Origin of the sequence: Micromonospora sediminimaris, assembly GCF_016863575.1 — a bacterium.
GTDB lineage: Bacteria > Actinomycetota > Actinomycetes > Mycobacteriales > Micromonosporaceae > Micromonospora > Micromonospora sediminimaris.
In genome coordinates, this window is sequence record NZ_BOPD01000048.1 from 17,702 (window position 1) to 40,303 (window position 22,602).

General features: G+C 72.7%; 26 protein-coding genes. 14 read left to right on the forward strand and 12 right to left on the reverse strand.

Annotated elements, in window-relative coordinates; translation table 11 throughout:
* Window positions 1–71: 71 nt before the first annotated feature.
* Complete coding sequence (locus Vse01_RS27435; protein ID WP_093401815.1) at window positions 72–1,523, reverse strand: glycoside hydrolase family 3 N-terminal domain-containing protein; 1,452 nt, start codon at window positions 1,521–1,523, stop codon at window positions 72–74.
* Between the two features lie 163 nt (window positions 1,524–1,686).
* Here Vse01_RS27435 and Vse01_RS27440 point away from each other — a divergent pair, with 163 nt between their 5' ends.
* Window positions 1,687–2,859, forward strand: coding sequence for an ROK family transcriptional regulator (locus Vse01_RS27440; RefSeq protein ID WP_093401814.1), 1,173 nt, complete (start codon window positions 1,687–1,689; stop codon window positions 2,857–2,859).
* 12 nt (window positions 2,860–2,871) lie between these two features.
* Here Vse01_RS27440 and Vse01_RS27445 read toward each other — a convergent pair whose 3' ends face one another.
* Together Vse01_RS27445 and Vse01_RS27450 are read right to left on the reverse strand one after the other, a co-directional pair.
* Window positions 2,872–3,885, reverse strand: a complete 1,014-nt coding sequence (locus tag Vse01_RS27445; protein WP_093401813.1) for an ABC transporter permease subunit — start codon at window positions 3,883–3,885, stop codon at window positions 2,872–2,874.
* On the reverse strand, window positions 3,882–4,895 hold the full coding sequence (locus Vse01_RS27450) for an ABC transporter ATP-binding protein (RefSeq protein ID WP_093401812.1): 1,014 nt from the start codon (window positions 4,893–4,895) through the stop codon (window positions 3,882–3,884). Before Vse01_RS27450 ends, Vse01_RS27445 begins: the two co-directional genes overlap by 4 nt.
* Before the next feature lie 102 nt (window positions 4,896–4,997).
* On the opposite strand from Vse01_RS27450, the gene Vse01_RS27455 reads away from it, so the two are divergent.
* Window positions 4,998–5,840, forward strand: coding sequence for an ABC transporter ATP-binding protein (locus Vse01_RS27455; RefSeq protein WP_093401811.1), 843 nt, complete (start codon window positions 4,998–5,000; stop codon window positions 5,838–5,840).
* Window positions 5,841–5,870: 30 nt separating this feature from the next.
* Window positions 5,871–6,770: a ribokinase gene (locus tag Vse01_RS27460; protein ID WP_093401810.1), complete on the forward strand. Its 900-nt coding sequence runs from the start codon at window positions 5,871–5,873 to the stop codon at window positions 6,768–6,770.
* Between the two features lie 5 nt (window positions 6,771–6,775).
* On the opposite strand, the gene Vse01_RS27465 is transcribed toward Vse01_RS27460, so the two are convergent.
* Window positions 6,776–7,786, reverse strand: a complete 1,011-nt coding sequence (locus tag Vse01_RS27465; RefSeq protein ID WP_093401809.1) for a helix-turn-helix domain-containing protein — start codon at window positions 7,784–7,786, stop codon at window positions 6,776–6,778.
* A 72-nt stretch (window positions 7,787–7,858) separates the two neighbouring features.
* On the opposite strand from Vse01_RS27465, the gene Vse01_RS27470 reads away from it, so the two are divergent.
* Entirely contained in the window at window positions 7,859–8,317 is a 459-nt protein-coding gene (locus Vse01_RS27470) for a rhodanese-like domain-containing protein (RefSeq protein ID WP_093402042.1), read from the forward strand.
* A gap of 23 nt (window positions 8,318–8,340) precedes the next feature.
* On the opposite strand, the gene Vse01_RS27475 is transcribed toward Vse01_RS27470, so the two are convergent.
* Genes Vse01_RS27475 through Vse01_RS27485 form a run of 3 tightly spaced genes read right to left on the reverse strand, consistent with a single transcriptional unit; the run spans window position 8,341 to window position 10,037 of the window.
* The gene (locus Vse01_RS27475) at window positions 8,341–9,012 is read right to left on the reverse strand and encodes a hypothetical protein (protein WP_093401808.1); all 672 of its coding nucleotides are present in this window, start codon (window positions 9,010–9,012) and stop codon (window positions 8,341–8,343) included.
* 47 nt (window positions 9,013–9,059) lie between these two features.
* The gene (locus tag Vse01_RS27480; protein WP_093402041.1) at window positions 9,060–9,539 is read right to left on the reverse strand and encodes a DUF6232 family protein; all 480 of its coding nucleotides are present in this window, start codon (window positions 9,537–9,539) and stop codon (window positions 9,060–9,062) included.
* Window positions 9,540–9,587: 48 nt separating this feature from the next.
* Window positions 9,588–10,037: a DUF6232 family protein gene (locus Vse01_RS27485; RefSeq protein ID WP_093401807.1), complete on the reverse strand. Its 450-nt coding sequence runs from the start codon at window positions 10,035–10,037 to the stop codon at window positions 9,588–9,590.
* Between the two features lie 220 nt (window positions 10,038–10,257).
* Here Vse01_RS27485 and Vse01_RS27490 point away from each other — a divergent pair, with 220 nt between their 5' ends.
* Window positions 10,258–11,031, forward strand: coding sequence for an enoyl-CoA hydratase-related protein (locus Vse01_RS27490; protein WP_093401806.1), 774 nt, complete (start codon window positions 10,258–10,260; stop codon window positions 11,029–11,031).
* 77 nt (window positions 11,032–11,108) lie between these two features.
* Window positions 11,109–12,731 carry an acetolactate synthase gene (locus tag Vse01_RS27495; RefSeq protein ID WP_093401805.1) on the forward strand — a complete coding sequence of 541 codons (1,623 nt, stop codon included), beginning with the start codon at window positions 11,109–11,111 and terminating at the stop codon, window positions 12,729–12,731.
* Window positions 12,732–12,754: 23 nt separating this feature from the next.
* On the opposite strand, the gene Vse01_RS27500 is transcribed toward Vse01_RS27495, so the two are convergent.
* Genes Vse01_RS27500 through Vse01_RS27510 form a run of 3 tightly spaced genes read right to left on the reverse strand, consistent with a single transcriptional unit; the run spans window position 12,755 to window position 13,878 of the window.
* The gene (locus Vse01_RS27500; RefSeq protein WP_093401804.1) at window positions 12,755–13,168 is read right to left on the reverse strand and encodes a PLD nuclease N-terminal domain-containing protein; all 414 of its coding nucleotides are present in this window, start codon (window positions 13,166–13,168) and stop codon (window positions 12,755–12,757) included.
* A gap of 30 nt (window positions 13,169–13,198) precedes the next feature.
* Window positions 13,199–13,501 (reverse strand): DUF202 domain-containing protein, encoded by a 303-nt coding sequence (locus Vse01_RS27505; protein ID WP_093401803.1) that lies wholly within the window; start codon window positions 13,499–13,501, stop codon window positions 13,199–13,201.
* On the reverse strand, window positions 13,498–13,878 hold the full coding sequence (locus Vse01_RS27510) for a YidH family protein (RefSeq protein WP_170863290.1): 381 nt from the start codon (window positions 13,876–13,878) through the stop codon (window positions 13,498–13,500). Before Vse01_RS27510 ends, Vse01_RS27505 begins: the two co-directional genes overlap by 4 nt.
* Before the next feature lie 50 nt (window positions 13,879–13,928).
* Between Vse01_RS27510 and Vse01_RS27515 the strand changes: the two genes are divergently transcribed.
* From Vse01_RS27515 to Vse01_RS27530, 4 genes are all read left to right on the forward strand, one after another.
* Window positions 13,929–14,726 carry a GNAT family N-acetyltransferase gene (locus Vse01_RS27515; protein WP_093401801.1) on the forward strand — a complete coding sequence of 266 codons (798 nt, stop codon included), beginning with the start codon at window positions 13,929–13,931 and terminating at the stop codon, window positions 14,724–14,726.
* On the forward strand, window positions 14,723–15,145 hold the full coding sequence (locus tag Vse01_RS27520) for a hypothetical protein (protein WP_373870731.1): 423 nt from the start codon (window positions 14,723–14,725) through the stop codon (window positions 15,143–15,145). Before Vse01_RS27515 ends, Vse01_RS27520 begins: the two co-directional genes overlap by 4 nt.
* A gap of 124 nt (window positions 15,146–15,269) precedes the next feature.
* Window positions 15,270–16,049: an electron transfer flavoprotein subunit beta/FixA family protein gene (locus tag Vse01_RS27525; RefSeq protein ID WP_093401799.1), complete on the forward strand. Its 780-nt coding sequence runs from the start codon at window positions 15,270–15,272 to the stop codon at window positions 16,047–16,049.
* A gap of 12 nt (window positions 16,050–16,061) precedes the next feature.
* Window positions 16,062–17,021: an electron transfer flavoprotein subunit alpha/FixB family protein gene (locus tag Vse01_RS27530; RefSeq protein WP_093401798.1), complete on the forward strand. Its 960-nt coding sequence runs from the start codon at window positions 16,062–16,064 to the stop codon at window positions 17,019–17,021.
* A gap of 105 nt (window positions 17,022–17,126) precedes the next feature.
* Here Vse01_RS27530 and Vse01_RS27535 read toward each other — a convergent pair whose 3' ends face one another.
* Both Vse01_RS27535 and Vse01_RS27540 read right to left on the reverse strand, forming a co-directional pair.
* Window positions 17,127–17,882 carry an anti-sigma factor gene (locus Vse01_RS27535; RefSeq protein ID WP_093401797.1) on the reverse strand — a complete coding sequence of 252 codons (756 nt, stop codon included), beginning with the start codon at window positions 17,880–17,882 and terminating at the stop codon, window positions 17,127–17,129.
* Window positions 17,836–18,438, reverse strand: coding sequence for an RNA polymerase sigma factor (locus Vse01_RS27540; protein ID WP_093401796.1), 603 nt, complete (start codon window positions 18,436–18,438; stop codon window positions 17,836–17,838). Before Vse01_RS27540 ends, Vse01_RS27535 begins: the two co-directional genes overlap by 47 nt.
* 230 nt (window positions 18,439–18,668) lie before the next feature.
* On the opposite strand from Vse01_RS27540, the gene Vse01_RS27545 reads away from it, so the two are divergent.
* The 4 genes from Vse01_RS27545 to mnmA are packed head-to-tail and all read left to right on the forward strand — an operon-like array spanning window position 18,669 to window position 22,505.
* Window positions 18,669–19,499: a DUF4397 domain-containing protein gene (locus Vse01_RS27545; protein WP_093401795.1), complete on the forward strand. Its 831-nt coding sequence runs from the start codon at window positions 18,669–18,671 to the stop codon at window positions 19,497–19,499.
* A complete protein-coding gene (locus tag Vse01_RS27550; protein ID WP_093401794.1) occupies window positions 19,496–20,146 on the forward strand; it encodes a class F sortase in 651 nt (216 codons plus the stop codon). The genes Vse01_RS27545 and Vse01_RS27550 overlap by 4 nt, the downstream gene beginning before the upstream one ends.
* 60 nt (window positions 20,147–20,206) lie before the next feature.
* Window positions 20,207–21,382 (forward strand): cysteine desulfurase family protein, encoded by a 1,176-nt coding sequence (locus tag Vse01_RS27555; RefSeq protein WP_093401793.1) that lies wholly within the window; start codon window positions 20,207–20,209, stop codon window positions 21,380–21,382.
* Window positions 21,383–21,431: 49 nt separating this feature from the next.
* Window positions 21,432–22,505 carry a tRNA 2-thiouridine(34) synthase MnmA gene (gene mnmA, locus Vse01_RS27560; RefSeq protein WP_093402040.1) on the forward strand — a complete coding sequence of 358 codons (1,074 nt, stop codon included), beginning with the start codon at window positions 21,432–21,434 and terminating at the stop codon, window positions 22,503–22,505.
* Window positions 22,506–22,602: the final 97 nt, after the last annotated feature.

Here is a 22,602-nt window from a genome sequence, read left to right on the forward strand (position 1 = left end):
CTTGAACGCGTTCAACTTGATGGACGTCAGCGTACGACATAAGTTGAACGCGTTCAAGATGGAGCGTCGTCTCAGCGGGCCAGGCCGAGCACCTCGGCGGCGGCGCGGCCGTTGGCGTGGCTCGCGCCGTACGTGGTGACGAAGGCCCGCACCGCGTCGGGCCGCCAGGTGGCCGGCCAGCCCATCTCGACCACTGCCACCGGATGCGTGGCGGCCAGCGCGTTGGCCAGCTCCGGGCCGCCGGGCAGCCGGTGCAGGTGGCGGGCGACCAGGACGACCGGCCGGTCACCGGCGCGCTGGCGCAGGTCGGCCGGGTCCGTCTCGGCGGCCACCACCCGGATCTGCTCGGTGCCGCCCAGGTGCGGGCCGAGCCCCCACGGCACCCGGCCCTCGGCGATGGTGGAGTCGGCGTGCAGCTGCACCACGAGCGACCGGTCCAGTCCGGTCGGCACGCCCTCCACCCGCACGGCTCGGCGGGCCGCCGCGTACCCGAGGTCGGTGGGGGTGGCGGTGGTGCGGTCGGCGGTCCGGGTCCAGGCGGCGAGGTCCGCGCTGCGGCCGGCGGCCTGTTCGACGCGGGTTCGCTCCAACCGACCGTCGCCGAGCGCGGCCACGATCTCGGCGGCGACCCGCTCGACCAGGTCGGCGTCGACCTTGGCCCCGATGCAGAGCAGATCGGCGCCGGCGGCGAGGGCGCGTACCGCGCCGGGCGCGATGCCGCCGGCGGCCAGGGCTGCGCCCTTCATCTCCAGCGCGTCGGTGACGATGACGCCGTCGAAGCCGTACTCGTGGCGCAGCAGGTCCACAAGTGCGGCCCGGCTGAACGTGGCGGGCCCGTCCCCGGTCAGCGCGGGTACCCGGATGTGTGCGGTCATCACCGCCTTCGTCCCGGCGGTGACCACCGCGGCGAACGGCGGCAGATCCCGCTGGCGCAGCAGGTCGGGTGCGGCGTCCACGGTGGGTAGTTCGTGGTGGGAGTCCGCCACGGTCGCCCCGTGGCCGGGGAAGTGCTTGGCGCAGGCCGCCACCCCGGCGGCCTGGAGCCCGGCGGTCGCGGCGGCGGCGTGCGCGGCGACGCTGACCGGGTCGGCGCCGAAGGACCGGGTGCCGATGATCGGGTTGTCGTCGACGGTGTTCACGTCGACCGTGGGCGCCAGGTCGAGGGTGATGCCCAGGCCGGCCAGCTCGGCGCCGATGGCCTGGTAGACCTGCCGGGTCAGCGCCACGTCGCCGACCGCGCCGAGCGCGGCGTTGCCCGGGTACGGGCTGCCGGTGGCGTGTGCCAGTCGGGTGACGTCGCCGCCCTCCTCGTCGATGGCGATCAGTACGTCGGACCGGCCGCTCCGCAACGCCGCCGTACTCGCCGACACCTGGGCCGGGCCGTGGACGTTGCTGCCGAACAGGGTGTGTCCGGCGAGCCCGTCGGCGACCAGGTCGACGGCCCACTCCGGCGGAACCGGCCCCGGGTACGCGGCCAGCAGGGTGCCCAACGCCAGCCGGCGCAGTCCTGGATCCTGCCCCACGTGCTCTCCTCTCGATGCCGGCCGGCGCGGATCTCGTACCGGGTCGGCGGAGGGTCGGGTTCCCGCGTGGCCGATACGCTACGGCTTACCCGTTCGCCTGTCGGTTCACAGTTCTACAGATCGTACAGTTAGCAAAGTTAACTAATACTTGAGGACAGATGGCATGAGTGCGACCCGGCTGCCCGGCACCCCACGTCTGTTGCGGGCCCTCAACGACCGCGCGGCGCTGGAACTGCTGCTGGAGCAGGGGCCACTGACCCGGGCCCGGATCGGCGAGCTGACCGGCCTCTCCAAGGTCACCGCCTCGCAACTGGTGGAGCGGCTGGAGGAACGCGGACTGGTCGCCCGCGTCGGCGAGCAGGCCGGCGGGCGAGGCCCGAACGCGCAGCTCTACGCCGTACGCCCCGGCAGCGCACACGTGGTCGGCGTCGATGTCGGTCCGGAGCGGGTGGTGGCTGCCTGCGCCGACATCACCGGTGCCGTCATCGGCCGGGTCGAGCAGTCCACCCAGGACACCGACGACCCGGTAGGCGTGGTGCACAACGCGGTGGTCCGGGTGGCCGGCAGCGCCGGGGCGCAGCTGTCGAGCGTACGCCGGATCGTGCTCGGCACCCCCGGCCTGGTCGATCCGGGCACCGGCGACATCACCTTCGCGTACAACCTGCCCCGCTGGCACCGGGGTCTGCTCGCCGCGTTGCGGGACGACCTGGACACCCCGGTCGTCTTCGAGAACGACGTCAACCTGGCCGCGGTGGCCGAAGCGCAGTCCGGTGCGGCGCAGGGCCTGGCGGACTTCGTCCTGGTCTGGGTCGGTGCCGGCGTCGGTCTGGCGATCATGTTGGGCGGGCGGCTGCACCACGGCAGCAGCGGTGCGGCCGGTGAGATCGGCTACCTGCCGGTACCCGGCGCACCCATCCCGCGCGACGTTTCGCGCCGGGCGAAGCCGGCCTTCCAGCAGTTGGCCGGCGCCGACGCGATCCGCGCCCTGGCCCGGGAACACGGCTACCCGGACGTCGCCGCCGACGCGGTCCGGGCCGCGATCGCGGCCGGCACCTCGGGTGAGCCGATGCTCGACGAGGTGGCTCGCCGGCTCGCCCTCGGCGTGGCGAGCACCTGTGTGGTGCTCGACCCGCCGCTCGTGGTGCTCGCCGGGGAGGTGGGGCAGGCCGGCGGGGCGGCCCTGGCCGAGCGGGTGCAGCGCGAGGTCGCCGCGATCACCCTGGTGCGCCCACGGGTGGTACCCACCGGTCTGACCGAGGAGCCGATCCTGCACGGTGCCCTCCGCACCGCCCTGGACGCCGTCCGCGACGAGGTCTTCGGCTCGACAGTCGGCTGACCCCACGCGGGGTCAGATCAGGTCGCGGCGTCGGAAGAGGGCGAAGGCGGCGGCGCTGAGGCCGGCGGTGAGCAGCAGCAGCACCGCCAGCGCCGGCTGCCAGGTCAGCGTGTAGCTGCCGTCGCAGTAGCCGTCGGTGACGGTCCGGCAGGCGGTGCTGTCCCAGAATCTGACCTCGCCGGCCAGCCACGCGCCGACGTAGCTGGCGAGCATGAGCTGGTCGGGTCGGGCCACCTCGAGGATCTGCAACACGATCCGCCCACCCAACTCCCACACCACGAGGTACGCGGCCACCGCGCCGAGCGCCGCCGCGGTGTGCCGCCCCATCGTCGCGATGGCGAAGCCGGTCGCCGCCGCGAGCAGCACCAGCGTCAAGCCACGACCCCAGATCGCGCCCAACTCGGCCCAGAAGGCCACGTTTGTCGGCCCGGGATAGCCGGCGACCTGCGCGATAACCCAGAAGGTGACGAGATAGGCGAGGGTGGCGAGCACCGACACCGTCAGCACCGCGCCGAGCAGCGTGCCGAGCTTGGCCCCGAGCACGGTCAGCCGGCGGGGTCGCCACAGCAGCAGGTTGACCACTCCGCCGGAGTTCAGGTCGGCGCCGATGTACGAGGCGCCGACCAGGAACCCGAAGAGCACCAGGTACGCCACCAGGAAGTAGAGCAGCGGCTCGGCCTGCCGGGTGAAGGTGAACACCCCGGTCAGGTAGTCGGCGGCCACCGGCAACCGGTCCCGCAGCGCCGGATCCAACTCGGAGCAGTCCGGCGGCAGGTAGAAACCTTCGTCGTCGGGGAGCGGCTCGCCCCGATCCCGGGCCAGACACCGCTCGTGCTGCAACTCCAGGCCGCGCAGGTTGGCGGCGGCCTGCCGCTGCGCCTCGGCCAGCTCGACGGCGGAGGGTTGGTGCGACCCGGCCAGCGTGGTCGCCGCGGTCACCCCGAACGCCAGCATCAGCAGCACGATCATCAGCTGGACGAAGCGGCGGGCGCCGAGCCGCTCCACCTCGGCACGGATCAGGTTCACGCGTCCACTCCCCGCATCCCGAGATCGATCTCCTGGTCGCCGGCCGGATCGCCGGGCGGTGCCGAGCCGTCCACCTGCCGGGGCACCCCCGGGTGCGCCGGGGTACCGGTCAGCTCCAGGAAGACGCTCTCCAGATCCGGCCGCAGCGGCGTCAGCTCGCGTACCCAGACCCCCTGCTCGCCCAGCGTCCGGCTGACCGCGGTCGGATCCGGCACCCCACTGACCACCAGATGGTCGGGGTGCCCGGTGACGGTCAGCCCGGCGGCCAGCAACAGCTCCTCGGCCCGGGCCAGGTCGTCGGCGCGGACCAGGTGCTCGTTGTGGTCGAAGCCGGCGAGCACCTCCGCCACCGGGCCCGCCGCCACCCGCCGGCCCTGCGAGATGATCGTGACGTGGTCGCAGATCAGCTGGATCTCGGCCAGGATGTGGCTGGAGAGCAGCACCGTCACGCCGTTGGCGGCCAGGGCGCGTACGAGATCCCGCATCTCGCGGATGCCCGCCGGGTCGAGCCCGTTCGCCGGCTCGTCAAGTATCAGCAGCTCGGGTCGCTTGAGCAGGGCCGAGGCCACCGCCAGTCGCTGCTTCATGCCCAGCGAGTAGCCCTTGACCCGCTCGTCGCCCCGGTCGGCCAGCCCGACCTGCTCCAGCACCTCGTCGACCCGGGCGACCGGCACGCCGCCGGCGAGGGCGAGCAGCCGCAGCGTCCGGTAGCCGGTGAAGTTGCCGTAGAACTGGGGGCTCTCCACGATCGCCCCGACCCGGCCGGCGACCTGCGGCAACTGCTCCGGCGCGTTGGCGCCGAGCACCCGCATCCGCCCGTCGTCGGCGCGTACCAACCCGAGCAACGCACGCAGGGTGGTCGTCTTGCCCGAACCGTTCGGCCCGAGGAAGCCGTGCACCTGGCCGGCCTCGACCAGCAGATCGAAGCCGTCGACCGCGACCCGTCGCCCGCGCCGCAGGCTGTGGAAGGTCTTCCGGAGACCTTCGATCTCGATGACCCCACTGGTCATGGGCGGTCCTCCGGGTGGGGTGAGCAACGACACGGCGCCTCACCCTACGGCGGCGACGCCCGCCCGTGGGGGCACCTCGGCGGTGCGTGGTTGGATGGGCTGGTGACTGGTGACCTGATCCCTGGCGCCGCCGGCGCCGCACCCGCCCCCTCGCCCGTGGACGCGGATCTGGTGGTCAGCCTCGACGGCGTCGCCGTACGCCGGTCCGGCACCGCCCTGCTGCACGACGTCGACTGGCGGGTGGAACTGGACGAACGCTGGGTGGTGCTGGGGCCCAACGGTGCCGGCAAGACCACCCTGCTCAACATCGCCTCCGGACGCCTGCACCCGACCACCGGCACCGCGCACGTGCTGGGTGAGCGGATCGGCCGCACCGACGTCATGGAGTTGCGGACCCGGATCGGCCTGTCCACCGCCGCGCTGGCCGAGCGGTTGCCCGCCCAGGAGCGGGTCGTCGACGTGGTGATGACCGCCGCCTGGTCGGTGGTCGGCCGGTGGCGGGAGAGCTACGACCCGGCCGACGAGGCCCGCGCCCGGGCGTTGCTCGACCAACTGGGCGTCAGCGGGTTGGCCGAGCGGGCGTACGGCACCCTGTCGGAGGGGGAGCGCAAACGGACCCAGATCGCCCGGGCGCTGATGACCGACCCGGAGCTGCTGCTGCTCGACGAGCCGGCGGCCGGGCTGGACCTGGGCGGCCGGGAGGACCTGGTCGGCCGCCTCGCCGACTTGGCGCACGATCCGGACGCTCCGGCGTTGGTGCTGGTCACCCACCACGTCGAGGAGATTCCCCCCGGCTTCACCCACGCGCTGCTGTTGCGTGACGGTGCCGTGATGGCGCAGGGCCTGCTGGACGACACCCTCACCGCCGACAACCTCACCAAGACCTTCGGGCTGCCGCTGCTCGTCGAGCGCAACGGCGACCGCTACACCGCCCGCGCCGCCTGAGGCGACGCCCGCCATCTCCGGGAGGTGCCCGTGCCACAGACCCGCGTCGTGGTGGTGGGCAGCGCCAACATGGACCTGGTCGCCACCGCCGAGGCGCTGCCCCGTCCGGGGGAGACCCGGCTCGGCACCGACTTCGTCACCGTGCCCGGCGGCAAGGGCGCCAACCAGGCCATCGCCGCCGCGAGAGCGGGTGCCGCAAGCGTCTTCCTGGGCGCGATCGGCTCGGACGCCTTCGGGGTGACCCTGCGCGCCCGGATCACCGCCGCCGGGGTCGACACCAGTCAGCTGCGCACCACCTACGGCGCATCCGGGGTGGCCCTGGTCATGGTCAACGCCGAGGGCGAGAACGCGATCCTGGTGACCCCGGGGGCCAACACGTCGCTGACCGACCTGACCGAGACCGAACTCGACGCCGTCCGCGACGCCGATGTGCTGGTCGCGCAGCTGGAGATCCCGGTGGAGACGGTGACCCAGGCGGCGGTGGCGGCCCGCGCCGCCGGGACCCGGGTGGTGCTCAACGCGGCACCGGCCGTGGGGCTTCCGCCGGAGTTGCTCGCCGCCGTGGACGTGCTGGTCGTCAACGAGAACGAGGCGCAGGCGTACACCGGACGGGGTCGGGAGGATCCGCACGCGCTGCTCGACCTGGTGCCCCGGGCGGTGCTGACCCTCGGCGCTCAGGGTGCCTGGTACGGCGACCGGGACGGCGCGGCGGTGCACGTGCCGGCGGTCACTGTGGACACGGTCGACTCGACGGCCGCCGGCGACGCCTTCACCGGTGCGCTCGCGGTGGCCTGGGGTGAGGGACGCGACCTGGTGGACGCGGTGCGCTGGGCCTCGGCTGCCGGTGCCGCCTGCGTACGCCAGCTCGGTGCCAGCGTCTCGTTGCCGCACCGGGTCGAGATCGACCAGCTGTACGTGTCCGCGCCCTGACCGGGTCAGCGCCGCTCTGCCGGGTCGGGCCGGCCCATCCGCCGCCCGTCCGGTACGACGGTACGGAACGCGCGACGGTACGCCGACGGTGAGGTCCGCATCGCCCGGGTGAAGTGGTGACGGTAGGTCACCGGGGCGTCGAAGCCGACGGCCGTGGCGATCTGCCCGACCGGTGTGTCGGTCGTTTCGAGCAGCGCCAGGCTGGCCCGCACCCGTTGCTCGATCAGCCAGCGGATGGGGCTGGTGCCGGTCGCTCTCGCGAAATGCCGCAGGTAGGTGCGGGTCGACATGTGCGCCTGACGGGCCAGCCGGGCCACCGTGAGCGGCTCTGTCAGGTGGGTCAGCGCCCAGTCGATGCTGCTGGCGATCCGGTCGTCGTCCGGGTCCGTTGCCACCGGCGCCTCGATGAACTGGGCCTGGCCGCCGTCACGGTGCGGCGGAATCACCAGCCGGCGGGCGACCGCGTTGGCCACAACCGAGCCGTGGTCCCGTCGCACCACGTGCACGCACAGGTCGAGGCCGGCGGCGCTGCCGGCGCTGGTGAGGATGTCCCCGTCGTCGAGATACAGCACGTCGGCGTCGACCGTGACCCGCGGGTACCGGCGGGCCAGCAGGTCGGCGTACCGCCAGTGGGTGGCGGCCCGTCGACCGTCGAGCAGCCCGGCACCGGCCAGCGCGAAGGCGCCTGAACAGATGGACAGCAGCCGGGCGCCGGCCCGGTGGGCCAGGCGTAGCGCCGCGACCAGTTCCGGCGACGGTGTGCCGTGCACGTCGGGCACACCGGGAACGATGACGGTCGCGGCGGCGGCCAGCACGTCGAGGCCGTACGGGCTGTGCAGGCTGGCGCCGCCGAGCAACGGCACGGGGCCCGGTCGCTCGGCGCAGAGCCGCAGGTCGTACCAGGGCACGTCGAGCTCCGGCCGGGGCAGCCCGAAGACCTCCGTGACGATCCCGGTCTCGAAACCCGACATCCCCGGGTACGCGAGCACAGCCACGCTACGGTCACCCGGTCCCATGGCCGGATGTTAGCGGAGTACGGCGTTGTCGCCACTCGCTCCACCGGCCGGCATCGGTCGATGATCCAGGGCATGACCCGAGCTTTCGCCGTACCGGCTGCCGATCCGTCCACCGCCGTCGCCCACTTCCTCGCCCGACTGCGCTTCGAGACCGACGTCGCCGACGTGCACGCCGACCTCACCGCGGTCGTGCCCGACCTGGTCGTGGTCGACTCGCGCGGCGACGCGGCCTGGACGCAGGGCCACCTGCCCGGTGCCGTGCACCTGCCCACCGAACTGATCGCCGAGCGGGCCGCCGAGGCGGTGCCGCCCGGCGCGCGCGTGGTCACCTACTGCTGGGGGCCCGGCTGTGACGGTGCCACCCGGGCCGCGCTGGAGTTCGCCCGACTCGGCTACCCGGTCAAGGAGATGCGCGGCGGCTACGAGTACTGGGTCCGGGAGGGCCTGCCCGTGGTGACCGCCACGGGACCCACCCGCCGGCCGGTGGACGACCTGACCGCCCCACGAACCGCCGTCGCCTGCGACTGTTGACCGCCGGCCGACATCCGGCCTGGTCAGTCGGCGTCGTCGTTGAGCTTCTCGCCCCGTCTGCGCAGCATCGACAGGCCGGGGATGCCCGCCACCGCGAGCTTGAGGTCCCGGGTCACGTCGAGCAGGTCGTGCAGGTCCGGGCCGACCCGGTCCAGGGTGGCCAGGATCGGCAAGACGTCGGCGGTGAGGTGCTGCCGCAGCTTCGGCAACTCGTCGACCAGCCGGACCGCCGCGGTCACCTCCTCGTGGCTGAGCTGCTCGACGAAGTGGTTGGCCATCGGCGCAGCCCGCCGCAGCGCAGGTTCGTACGCCTTCAGCAGTTCGGCCGCGGTGGCGGCGGCCTCGGCCGCCGTACCCACGGTCTCGGCGGCTCGCCCGGCCACCGACCCCGCCGACTCCACGACGACGGCCGCTGCCGCGGCCACCTCGGTGGCGGTGTCCACGGCGGCGGTGGCGGCGGCACTGATCACCGCGACCTCGCGGACCGCCACCTCGGCGTCGGTGACCATCTGGTCGGTCCGGTCCAGGGTCTGCTCGACCCGGTCCACCACGCCGTTGATTCGGGCCAGCAGCGCCTCCACCCCGTCGAGCACCGCGAACGCGCGGGCCGGGATGGCGGCGAAGGAGGCGGCCTGGTCGAGGGCGGAACGGGTGAGCCCGAGGACCGCGGTCGGCCGCGGAAGGGGGAGTGCCATGGAATCAAGTGTGCGTCGGGCGGGCCACCACCGCCCGACGACGGCTGTCAACTGTCGCTCTGCTGCTCGACGGCGCGCTGCACCGCGCGGTAGATCTGGCCGAACCGCAGCGCGTCCGGGGTGCGCAGCACCAGCACCTCCTGCCGCCGGTACTGCACCCACAGCTCCAGCACCCGGTTGCCGCGCTCGTAGGAGCGGTCCAGCCAGCCGAGGGGTATCTCCAGGAACGGGACGAAAGCGAGCGGAACAATGACGCACGCGGCGAGCACGATCAGCGCCGGCAGCCACTCGCCCCGGTCCTGCGCGGACCAGGCCAGCGAGAGCACACAGATCAGCCCCACCAGTGGAGGCAGCGACAGCAGCAGGACCAGGACGCTCCTACCGATGACCCGCCCGCGTACGGCGAGGGTGGTGCGCCCCTTGGCGTGCCAGACGTAGGTGACCTCGGTGATCGGTATGACGTGCCCACCGGCCCGGATCGCCTCGGAGGTCACCTGCACCGTGTCGTCCCGGTAATAGAGCGCCATCATTAAGCTTAAGCACCGTTGGGCAACCTGGTGCTGTCGTGCGGTCGCTCAGCGTCGACGGGGTGGTATCGGTCGGCCGACCTCCATGGCGCGTTGCACGGCGCGGTAGATCTGCCCGAAGCGCAGCGCGTCCGGGGTGCGGAGCAACTGCACCGGGCGGCCCCGCCAGCGGATCCAGACCTCCCGCTGCCGGCTCCCCCGGGCGTAGGAACGGTCGAGGTGCTCGAAGAGAAAGTCGGCGACCGGCCCGACCGCCAGCCCGACCAGCACGGAGGCCCCGACGATCGCGATCGTGACGGTCGCCGACCGGTCCAGCCGGATGGCCAGCGCGACTCCGGCGGCGGCGGCCACCAGTGGGGCGACCAGGGCGGCACCGATGGCGCCCCGTCCGGCCAGCACCCGCCAGGAGCGGGTGCCGTGCTGGTGCCAGATCTCGCTGATCTCGGCCAGTGGGTAGACCCGGCCCTCGACGGTGACGGCGGCGGAGGTGACCCGCACCGACCGATCGTCGTAGTAGGTGACCGCGGGACGCCTCGCGTCCTGGCCGCGCGTCCGGCCCGGGTGTGGTGACGGTGTCGCGGCACGGCCAGCGCGCGGCTCGGGTTGGCGAGGGTTCATCGTGCGACTCCCGACTGACGGGGCTGGCACCAGACTACTTACCCCAACGAGGCGGGTCGTAAGGTTGGCACGCGACTTCGACGAGGAAGTGAGGCTCAGCGTGGGCGAGTTCGTGCGGCTGGAGACCCGGGACGGCATCGGCACCATCCGGCTGGAGCGGCCGCCGATGAACGCCCTCAACACCCAGGTGCAGGAGGAGTTGCGCGCCGCCGCCACCGCCGCGACCGCCGACCACGACGTCCGAGCGGTCATCGTGTACGGCGGGGAGAAGGTCTTCGCCGCCGGCGCGGACATCAAGGAGATGGCGGACATGTCCTACGTGGACATGGCGGGGCGGGCCGCCGACCTGTCGAGCGCGCTCGGCGCGATCGCCCGGATCCCCAAGCCCGTCGTCGCCGCGATCACCGGCTACGCCCTCGGCGGCGGCTGCGAACTGGCGCTGGCCTGTGACTGGCGGGTGGTGGCCGAGGACGCCAAGCTCGGCCAGCCCGAGATCAAGCTCGGCATCATCCCCGGCGCGGGGGGCACCCAGCGGCTCGCCCGGCTGGTCGGACCGGCCCGCGCCAAGGATCTGATCATGTCGGGTCGGATGGTGGACGCGCAGGAGGCGCTGCGGATCGGCCTGGCCGACCGGGTCGCCCCGGCGGCCGAGGTGTACGACACCGCGGTGGCGATGGTGCGGCCGTACCTCACCGGTCCGGTGCAGGCGCTGCGGGCGGCGAAGCTTGCCGTCGACGGCGGCCTGGACATGGATCTGAACTCGGGTCTGGCCTGGGAGAGCCAGCTCTTCGCGGCGCTGTTCGCCACCGACGACCGGCGCGAGGGGATGGCGGCCTTCGTGGCGAAGCGGAAGCCGGACTTCACCGGACGCTGAGCGCGTCGAGAATGGTTCACATTCCTTCTACCGGCCAGTAGCGTGTGACTCCGGTCAGGCGACGAGAAGGAGCGGGAATGACGGAGCGGATCGAAGGCCACGGCGGGGAACTCGCCCTCGCGGCGCTGCGCGCGTACGGGGTGCGGGAGATGTTCACCCTCTCCGGCGGGCACGTGTTCCCGCTCTACGATGCCGCGCACAAGACCGATTTCCCGATCTACGACGTGCGGCACGAGCAGTCCGCCGTCTTCGCCGCCGAGGCGGTGGCGAAGCTCCAGCGCCGCCCCGGGCTGGCCGTGCTCACCGCCGGCCCCGGTGTGACAAATGGCATCTCCGGTCTGACCAGTGCTTTCTTCAACGCCTCGCCGGTGCTCGTGCTGGGCGGCCGGGCACCCCAGTTCCGCTGGGGCTCGGGCAGCCTCCAGGAGATGGACCACCTTCCGCTTGTCGCTCCGGTCACCAAGCACGCGGAGACGGTGTTCAGCGCGGACGACATCCCCCGGGCGGTGGCCACCGCGCTGACCACCGCCCTCACCCCGCACCGGGGGCCGGTGTTCCTCGACTTCCCGCTGGAGGCGGTCTTCTCGGTCGGCGACGCGGAGCTGCCGGCCGGGCCGCAGCTCAGCCCGCTCGAAGCCGACCCCGACGAGGTGGCCCGCGCCGCCGCGCTGATCGCCGGCGCGGCCCGTCCGGTGATCATCGCCGGGTCGGACGTCTGGACCGGTGACGCCGTCGACGAGCTGCGTGCCGCGGCCGAGGCGCTCACCGTGCCGGTCTTCACCAACGGCATGGGTCGGGGCGCCCTGCCGCCGGAGCACCCGCTGGCCTTCGCCAAGGCCCGTCGGGTTGCCCTGTCCAACGCCGACGTGGTCGTGGTGATCGGCACCCCGTTGGACTTCCGGCTCTCCTTCGGCGACTTCGGCGAGGCTCAGGTGGTGCACATCGTCGACGCGCCCAGCCAGCGCGCCGGTCACGTACAGCCCGCCGCCGCCCCCGCCGGTGACCTGCGCGGCATCCTCACCGCCCTGGCCGAGCACCCCGGCGACCGCGTCGATCACGACGACTGGGTCGCCCAGTTGCGGACGGCGGAAGACGCCGCCAAGGCCCGTGACGCCGAGGAGATGGCGGCCGAGACCGACCCGATCCGTCCGGCCCGGATCTACGGCGAGCTGCGCAAGGTGCTCGCCCGCGACGCGGTCACCATTGGCGACGGCGGCGACTTCGTCTCGTACGCGGGGCGGTACCTGGAGCCGGCCCAGCCCGGCACCTGGCTCGACCCCGGCCCGTACGGCTGCCTCGGCACCGGCATGGGCTACGCGATGGGCGCCCGGGTCACCCACCCGGACCGGCAGGTCTGCGTGCTGATGGGCGACGGCGCGGCCGGCTTCTCGCTGATGGACGTGGAGTCGCTGGCCCGGCAGAAACTGCCGGTGGTCATCGTGGTCGGCAACAACGGCATCTGGGGCCTGGAGAAGCACCCGATGCGGGCCATGTACGGCTACGACGTGGCCGCTGACCTCCAGCCGGAGCTGCGCTACGACCAGGTGGTCGGCGCGCTCGGCGGGGCGGGCGAGACGGTCGCCAAGGCCGCCGAGCTGGGGCCGGCCCTGCAACGGGCCTTCGACGCCGGGGTGCCGTACCTGGTCAACGTGCTCACCGATCCGGCCGACGCGTACCCCCGCTCCTCGAACCTGGCCTGAGCCGCAGGATCCCGCCCCGGCCGTCACACCTCGGGGCGGGGTTCCTCGCGCGGTGGCTCGCCCTCGCGTTTGCGCAGGTCGTCCTCGCGTTTGCGGAGGTCCTCCTCCCAACGGCGGAAGAGTTCCTGGTCCTCCCGGCGCGAGCGCTCCTCGATGGTGCGGAGGAACTCCGGGTCGTCGTCCGGGGCGAGCGGCCGGGGACGCTCGGCCGGGCGCGCGCCCGGAGCCCAGGACGTCGACCCGCCGACGGCCTTGCGCTCCCGCCCGGCGACGAACCAGGCGATCGAGCCGACCAGCGGGAAGAAGAGGATGATCAGCAGCCAGGCGATCCGCGGGAGGTGGCGGATGCCGTCCTCCTCGGCGGAGAGGCAGCTGATCAGGGCACAGACGGCGAGGACGACCTGCACCAGGAAGAGGAGGATGTACAGCCGGGCCATGTAACCATCATTACCTACCGCGCGCAGCGGTCACAGCCCGCGCAGCACCAGCAGCGCTCCGAGGAGCGCAAATCCGGCGGCGGCCAGCCCCACCAGGGCGAGTGGTCGACCGTCGGTACGGGGTACGCCGCTGCCGGTGGCCCGCCGCCAACAGAGCGTGACGATCACACCCCAGCCGACGATGGTCAGCGCCGCCGCCCCGGCCCCGCCCGGGCCGCCGGTGAGCGCGAGCCGGACCGTCAGCAGCGCCACCACGGTCAGCGTGAGCAGGGTGCGCCGCCAGGCAAGCCGGGTGCGTTCGGGTTGCAGCCCCGGGTCGCGAACCGTGCTCATCCGCTGATCGCGCCGGCCAGCACCGCCACCACCAGCGACAGCGCGCCGAGGCCGACGGTGAGGGCGAGGACGGCTGGGAAGCGGGACGCGGGCAACTCCTCGCCGAGCCGGATGGCCCGTTCGGTGCGGGCCCAGTGGTCGACGGCCCGGATCGCGACCACGCCGCCGAGCAGCAGCAACGCCACGGCGATCGCCTCGCGCAGATGGACCAGGGACAGGGTCGGCAGGAACTGCGCGGCGGCGAGTCCGCCGGCGATCAACGCCAGTCCGGTACGCAGCCAGGCCAGGAACGTGCGTTCGTTGGCCAGGGAGAAGCGGTAGTCGGGGGTGCTACCCACCGACCGCATCTCCTGCGGATCGAACCAGTTCCTGATCATCTGCCACACGGTGGTGATTATCCGGTTTCCTGCGGGAATAGGTTGGGGGCATGACGGATCTTGACGCGACCACCCTGCGGGCGGCGTACGACACCCAGCTGCGGCCGGATCTACCCGACCCGGTGCCCGACGGCGTCGTGGTGGAGACCGACGGTCCGTTGTTCCGGGTGCGGGGCCTGGACCAGCGGGGCATGGTGACCTACCGCGACCTCGGTGGGCTGGCCGGCGTCGCGCTCGACGAGCTGATCGCCCGGCAGGTTGCGGTGTTCCGCGAGCGGGGTGAGCCGGTCGAGTGGAAGCTGCACGGTCATGACGAGCCGGCCGACCTGCCGCAGCGGTTGCGCGCCGCCGGATTTGTGCCGGAGGAGCAGGAGACCGTGGTGGTCGGCCCGGTCGCTCCGCTGGCCTCCGCGCTGCCGGTGACGCCCGAGGGCGTACGCCTGCGGGAGGTGACCGGGCGCGCGGACCTGGACCGGATCGCGGAGCTGAAGTCGCAGGTGTGGGGGCGTGACCTGTCCGAACTGGCCGACGCGCTGGCACGGGAGATCGGCACCGGTCCGCAGGCGGTCACGGTCGTGGTGGCCGAGGCGGGCGAGACGATGGTCAGCGCCGGTTGGGTGCGGTACCCGGCCGACAGCACGTTCGCCACACTCTGGGGCGGCTCGACGCTGCCGCAGTGGCGACGCAAGGGCATCTACCGTGCGTTGGTCACCTACCGGGCGCGGCTGGCCGGGGCGCGTGGCCGGACGTTGGTGCAGGTCGACGCGTCGGACGAGAGTCGCCCGGTGTTGGAGCGGCTCGGGCTTGTCCCGGTCACCACCACCACGCCCTACGTCTACACTCCGTGATCATGAGCCAGCGGCTGACGGACGACGAGAAGATGACCCTGAAGACGGGTGCCTTCGGTGCGGTGCTCATGGTCTCGAACGCCGACCCGGGGGTGATCGCGCTGTTCCGGGAGAGCTTCGCGGCCTCCGGGGCGATGGCCGACGCCAGTGGCGTGGTGAAGGAGGCGTTGACCAGCGGGCCGCTGCCGAAACTGCCGCGCGATTCGGCGCTGGAGGTGGAGTCGGTGGTGCTGCCGGCGCTGCGCCGGGGCGTCGAGATCCTGGCCGAGAAGGTCCCGCAGGACGTCCCGGTCTACCGGGCGGTGGTGCTGGCCGCGGCCGATCGCACGGCCCGCGCCCACGACGGCGTGAGTCCGGCCGAGGCCGAGGTGATCGAACGCATCAGGGGCGTGCTGGGCGCAGATGCTACTGACAGGTAACATGACGCCGTGGGCAACTGCACAACAGCCCATGGTTGACCGGACGGCACCGCACGCGCGAGGCTGCGCCCAGATCTGGGGCGAAAAGATCACATAACCACAGCAGGAGGGTCGTCGAAGCGCGATGAACATCGTCGTACTCGTCAAGCAGGTGCCTGATTCGGGCGCGGACCGCAACCTGCGTACTGACGACAACACTGTCGACCGCGGTTCGGCGAACAACGTCATCAACGAGATGGACGAGTACGCCATCGAGGAGGCGTTGAAGATCAAGGAGGCGCACGGCGGCGAGGTGACGATCCTGACCATGGGTCCGGACCGGGCGACCGAGTCGATCCGTAAGGCGCTGTCGATGGGCCCGGACAAGGCGGTGCACGTGGTGGACGATGCCCTGCACGGCTCCTGCGCCGTCGCCACGTCGAAGGTGCTGGCCGCCGCGCTGGGGCAGCTCAACGCCGACCTGGTGCTCTGCGGCTCGGAGTCGACCGACGGGCGGGTGCAGGTGATGCCGCACATGCTCGCCGAGCGGCTGGGCATCGCGGCGCTGACCGGTGCCCGCAAGCTCACGGTCGACGGGGCCACGCTGACGGTGGAGCGGCAGACCGAGGAGGGCTACGAGGTGGTCACCGCCTCGACCCCGGCCATCGTCTCCGTGTGGGACACGATCAACGAGCCCCGGTACCCCTCCTTCAAGGGCATCATGGCCGCGAAGAAGAAGCCGGTGCAGACGCTCTCCCTGGCCGACCTGGGTGTGGCCGCGAACGAGGTCGGCTTCGACGGGGCGACAAGCGCCGTGGTCGAGCACAGCAAGCGTCCGCCTCGTTCGGGTGGCGTCAAGGTCACCGATGAGGGCTCCGGCGGCACGCAGCTCGTCGAGTTCCTCGCCACCGAGAAGTTCGTGTGAGGGGTGTGGGACATGTCTGAGGTTCTCGTCGTCGTCGAAGCCACCGCGGAGTTCGGCGTCAAGAAGGTCACCCTGGAGATGCTCACCCTCGCCCGTGAGCTGGGCTCACCGTCGGCGGTGGTGCTCGGCGGCGCCGGTGCCGCCGAGGCGCTCGCGGGCAAGCTGGGCGAGTACGGCGCGGAGAAGATCTACGCGGCCGAGGGTGACGAGATCGACGGCTACCTGGTGGCGCCGAAGGCCACAGTGGTCGCCGATCTGGTCAAGCGGGTGCAGCCGGCCGCCGTGCTGCTCGCCTCCTCGCAGGAAGGCAAGGAGATCGCCGCCCGGCTGGCGGTCAAGCTGGACAACGGCATCCTGACCGACGTGGTGGGCCTGGCCGCCGACGGCACCGCCACCCAGGTGGCCTTCGCCGGGTCGACGATCGTGAAGTCCAAGGTCACCCGGGGCCTGCCGCTGGTCACCGTCCGGCCGAACTCGGTGAACCCGACGCCGGCCGCGGCCACTGCCGCGGTCGAGCAGCTCACCGTCGCCGTCACCGACAGCGACAAGCTGGCCAAGGTCGTCGACCGGGTGGCCGAGCAGAAGGGTTCCCGCCCCGAGCTGACCGAGGCCGGCGTGGTCGTCTCCGGCGGCCGTGGTGTCGGTAACGCGGACAACTTCAAGCTGGTCGAGGAACTGGCCGACCTGCTCGGCGGCGCCGTCGGCGCCTCCCGGGCCGCGGTCGACTCCGGCTTCTACCCGCACCAGTTCCAGGTGGGTCAGACCGGCAAGACCGTCTCTCCGCAGCTCTACATCGCGCTTGGCATCTCCGGCGCGATCCAGCACCGGGCCGGCATGCAGACCTCGAAGACCATCGTCGCGGTCAACAAGGACGGCGAGGCGCCGATCTTCGAGCTGGCCGACTTCGGCGTGGTCGGCGACCTGTTCAAGATCGTCCCGCAGGCCGCCGAGGAGATCCGCAAGCGCAAGTGAGTCGTACGCGAGCAGCCGCCGTCCGGATTCCCGGGCGGCGGCTGTGTCGCGTCGGTGGTACGAGGGAGCTGATCGGCGGGCCGGGGAGCTGGACCGGCCCGCCGATCAGCCCGTCAGGGAGCCCCGCAACAGGCTGTCGCCGGAGTGGTCGGTGTTGTTGTCGAACTGCTCGGCCGAGACGTCGACGACCGAGTACTGCCCCAGGTCGACGTTCGGCGGCAGCGGCAGCAGCACGTCAGAGCCGTCGCCGAGCACGCCGACCGAGAACATCTCCATGTTCTGCGGGTTGATGAGCCAGACCTCGTAGTACCCCGGTACGGCCGGGAGATTCGCCACGTGCAGGTGCAACTCGCCGGTGCCCAGCACCCGGGCGTCGCCCCGGGCCGCCGGTGGAGTCGACCCGTACGCCGCCAGCGGAGCGCTGGCCACCACGGTCGGCTCGGCGGGCGTACCGTCGCGCAGCAGGGCGGCGGTGCCGACCACGCCGACGGTGGCGGCGGCGACCGCCGTGATCGCCGTGGTGGCGAGCCGTGACCAGCGCCCGCGCCGCGACCGGCGCGGGCCGGGCGGAGTGTCGGTGGTGACCGCGTCGGCCGGGTCCGGCCGTGGCCGGTCGGCGGCGAGCCGGGGCAGTTCCTTCGCCGCCGTGATCTCGGCCATGATGCCCTGCCAGACATGTTCCGGCGGGTCGGGCAGCTCGCGCAGCTCCTGACTGGCGGCGCCGAGGCCGGCGACATGGCGCAGGCTCTCCAACTCCGCCCGGCAGTGCGGGCAGGCGTCGAGGTGGGTGCGGTCGGAGGTGTCCACCTCACTCTCACCGAGCGCCAGAAATACCAGCCGGTCGTGCTCCAGGTGTTGCACCGTCCACCTCCCATCTGCGTTTCAGACTCGCCATGCCCCGCCGGATGTGACTCTTGACCGTGCCGAGCGGCACCCCGGTCACTGTCGCGATCTGCTGGTGGGTCAGGTCGTCGAAGAAGGCCAATTCCAGCATGCGCCGCTGCTCGTCCGGCAGCCGCGCCAGTTCGTCGGCCACCACCAGCCGGTCGACCACGGTGTCCGGGTCACTGCCGGCGGGTGCCGGCTCGGGCAGTTGGCGTACGGTCTCGACCACCCGGTTCTCGCGGGCGGCGGACCGGAGCCGGTCGATCACCTTGCGCCGGCCGATGCCCAGCAGCCAGCCGACAAGTGAGCCCTTCGCGGGATCGAAGGTCTCCCGGCCGAGCCAGGCGGCGACGAACGTGGCCTGCGTCGCGTCCTCCGCGTCGCTGCGGTTCACAAGCGTGCTGGTGGCCAGGTGGAGAACGGCCCGACCGTAACGGTCGTACGCCTCACGCAGCGCCAGTTCGTCGCCGGCCCGGAAGCGGCGGGCCAGCTCGTCCTCGGGTGTGCCCGGCTGCTGCCGGATCCCGGTCACGGGACGGTTCGCCTGGTTGGGGGCATGCCCGACTGTAGCTCGCACCGGTGCCGTCCCCTCTGTCAGCCCAGCGTCTCCTCGGCCTCTCTTCGTCCGGGCGGTGCCCGACGGATGCGCTGGCGGCCGGAAAAAGAAAGTCGCCGCGGCCCGCATCCGGGCGGCGCGGAGCCGGCGTAACTCGGGGTGCACAGCAAGCATGACGAAGTGCCACGAAACACCAGGAGGCAGACATGCAGTTCGCGTACCTTCGCCGCGCCGCCGCGGGTGGCGCGGTCGCCGCGCTGACCTTCGTCGGCGCCGGCATCGCGACGGCGACCCCGGCGTACGCCGCCGACTCGAAGGTCTCCGTCGTGCACGGCATCCCGGACACCCCGGTCGACGTCTACGTCAACGGTGAGAAGACCCTGGAGAACTTCGAGCCCGGTGACGTGGCCGGGCCGCTGGACCTGCCCGAGGGGCAGTACGACCTCGCCCTGACCAAGCCGGGCGAGCCGATCGAGCAGGCCATCCTCACCGCCGACGACGCCGAGGTGCCCGGTGGGGCGAACATCAGCATCGCCGCCCACCTCAACGCCGACGGCGAGCCCACGATCACCCCGTTCGTCAACGACACCGCGAAGGTCGACGCCGGCAAGGCCCGGCTGATCGTCCGGCACACCGCCGCCGCACCGGCCGTGGACGTGCGGGCCGGCGGCAGCCCGGTCTTCGAGGGCCTGACCAACCCGAACGAGGCCAAGGGCGACGTGGACGCCGGCAGTGTCTCGGCGGACGTGGTGCTCGCCGGCACCGACACGGTGGTGATCGGTCCGGCCGACCTCAACCTGCGGGAGGGTACGGCGACGATCGTCTACGCCATCGGTTCCGCCGAGGCGGAGAACCTCTCCGTCGTGGCGCAGACCATCGACGGCCTGCACTCGGCGCCGTCCGGGGTGCCGAGCGGCACCGGCGGGCAGGCCGACACCGGCCTCGGCACCTGGTGGTACGCCCTGGCGGGCACCGGGATCCTGCTGCTGGTCGCGGGCGGGGCGCGGGCGGCTGTCGTCCGGTCGGGTCGCCGGTGACCGTCGTCAACCGCGGGGCGCTGGCGGCGGTTGCCGCCGGCGCCGCCGCGCTCGCCGTGGCGGCGGTGGTGGCGGTGGTGTCCAGGCCGGCGGGGGACGTCGGTGCCGAGCAGGCCGCCGCCCTGGCCAGCCCCACGCCGTCGAGCACCGGACCCGCCGTGGCGGTGGTCCCGGGCGCGCTGCCCGACGACGCCGAACCGGTGCGTCCGGTCCGGCTGCGCATTCCCGCGATCGGGGTCACCGCGCGGGTCGACCCGGTCGGGGTCGACGAGCGCACCCGGGAGTTCGACGTGCCGCCCAGCATCGATGAGATCGGCTGGTACCGCTACGGCCCCGGACTGGAGGCCGAGTCCGGCTCGGTGGTGATCGCCGGACACGTCGACAGCGCCGAACAGGGCAAGGGCGCCTTCTACCGGCTACGGGAACTGGCACCTGGCGACACCGTGACGGCCACCGGTGAAGACGGGACCGAGCGGACCTACCGGGTGGTGGCCCGGGAGGAGTACGACAAGACGAAGATTCCGCTGGAGCGGTACTTCGCCCGCGACGGGCGTCCCCGGCTGACGCTGATCACCTGTGGTGGGCCCTTCGACGCCGACGCCCGCCGCTACCGGGACAACATCGTGGTGACCGCCGCACCGGTCTGACGTCCCGCCAGGTAATCCGGTCTGCGGTCGGCATCGGAGTGGTCGTTAGGCTGAACTGTGATGGCTTACCTGGATCATGCCGCGACCACTCCGATGCTCGACGAGGCATTGGAGGCGTACGTCGCGACCGCCCGCGAGGTCGGCAACGCGTCTTCTCTGCACGCGTCCGGCCGGCGCGCCCGTCGCCGGGTGGAGGAGTCGCGGGAGCGGGTGGCCGCCGCGCTGGGTGCCCGGCCGTCCGAGGTGATCTTCACTGGTGGGGGCACCGAGAGTGACAACCTCGCGGTGAAGGGCATCTTCTGGGCGTGCCGGGCTGCCGACGCCGGGCGGCGCCGGGTGATCTCCAGTGCCGTCGAACACCACGCCGTCCTCGACGCGGTGGAGTGGCTGGACCGGCACGAGGGCGCCGAGGTGGGCTGGCTGCCCGTCGACGGGGCCGGGCGGCTGCACCCCGACGCGCTCCGCGCCGAGCTGGCCGAACACGGCGACCGGGCGGCGCTGGTCACCGCCATGTGGGCCAACAACGAGGTCGGCACCGTCCAGCGGATCGGCGAGTTGGCCGCCGTGGCCGCCGAGTACGGCGTGCCGTTCCACACCGACGCCATCCAGGCGGTCGGTCAGGTGCCTGTCGACTTCGCCGCCAGCGGCGTCGCCGCGCTCACCGTGACCGGTCACAAGCTCGGCGGCCCGGTCGGGGTCGGCGCGTTGCTGCTGGGCCGGGACGTGCCGGCGGTACCCCTGCTGCACGGCGGGGGGCAGGAGCGGGACGTCCGTTCCGGCACCCTCGACGCGGCCGGCATCGTCGCCTTCGCGGTCGCCGTCGAAGCGGCCGTCAAGGGCCAGCAGGAGTACGCGGCCGGGCTGGCCGCGCTCCGCGACGACCTGGTGGGGCGGGTCCGCCAAGCGGTCCCCGAGGTGGTCTTCAACGGCGACCCGACCGACCGGCTGCCCGGCAACGCGCACTTCTCCTTCCCCGGTTGCGAGGGGGACGCGCTGCTGCTCCTGCTGGACGCCCAGGGCATCGCCTGCTCGACCGGCTCGGCCTGCTCGGCCGGGGTGGCACAGCCCTCCCACGTGCTGCTGGCGATGGGTGCGGACGACGACCGGGCCCGCTCGTCGCTGCGGTTCTCCCTCGGCCACACCAGCACCACCGAGGACATCGACGCGCTCATCGCCGCTCTCCCGGGGGCCGTGGAACGGGCCCGGCGGGCGGCGGCCCCGCGTACGCCCCGCTGATCCCGGTGGCGGGCGGAGATAGGCTCGGTGGGAAGGGAGAGTGGTCCGGGTGAGGGTGTTGGCGGCGATGTCCGGCGGCGTGGATTCCGCCGTGGCGGCGGCGCGGGCGGTGCAGGCCGGGCATGACGTGACCGGCGTGCACCTGGCGTTGGCCCGCAACCCGCAGACCTACCGCACAGGTGCCCGGGGCTGCTGCACCCTGGAAGACTCGCGGGACGCCCGGCGGGCCGCCGACGTGCTCGGCATCCCGTTCTACGTCTGGGACATGGCCGACCGCTTCCACGCCGACGTGGTGGACGACTTCGTCGCCGAGTACGCGGCGGGGCGTACCCCCAACCCGTGCCTGCGCTGCAACGAGAAGATCAAGTTCGCCGCGGTGCTGGACCGGGCGGTGGCCCTGGGGTTCGACGCGGTGGTGACTGGTCATCACGCCCGGCTCGGCCCCGACGGCCTGCTGCGCCGCAGCGTCGACGCGGCCAAGGACCAGTCGTACGTGCTGGCGGTGCTCACCCGCGAGCAGTTGGACCGCTCGATCTTCCCGCTGGGGGACTCGACCAAGGCGCAGGTCCGACAGGAGGCCGCCGAGCGTGGTCTCGCCGTCGCCGACAAGCCGGACTCGCACGACATCTGCTTCATCGCCGACGGTGACACCCGCGGCTTCCTGGCCGGGCGCCTCGGCGAGACGCCCGGCGACGTGGTCGACGCCACCACCGGTGCGGTGGTGGGGCAGCACGCCGGTGCGTACGCGTACACCGTTGGCCAGCGGCGCGGTCTGCACCTGGACCGGCCGGCCCCGGACGGCCGGCCCCGCTACGTGCTTTCCATCACGCCGAAGACGAACACCGTCACCGTCGGCCCCGCCGAGGCGCTGGAGGTCTCGACGGTCCGGGCCACCCGCCCGGTCTGGACCGGTGGGCCGCGACCCGACGGCCCGATCGAGTGCGAGGTCCAGCTACGCGCCCACGGCGTGGTGGTGCCCGCCGCCGTCACGGTGGCCGGCGACACCCTCCACGCCGACCTGCGCCACCCGGTGCGCGGCGTCGCCGCCGGCCAGGCCATCGTCGCCTACCGCCCCGACCCCGCCGGCGACATCGTCCTCGGCTCCGCCACCATCACCGACTGACCGCGCCAACGCCCCCTCGCCCCGTCGCCCCGTCGGTGGAGGATCGGTCACGGCTTGCGGTATGTCGGGCCTTCCCGTCGCCGTGATCGCCCGACAT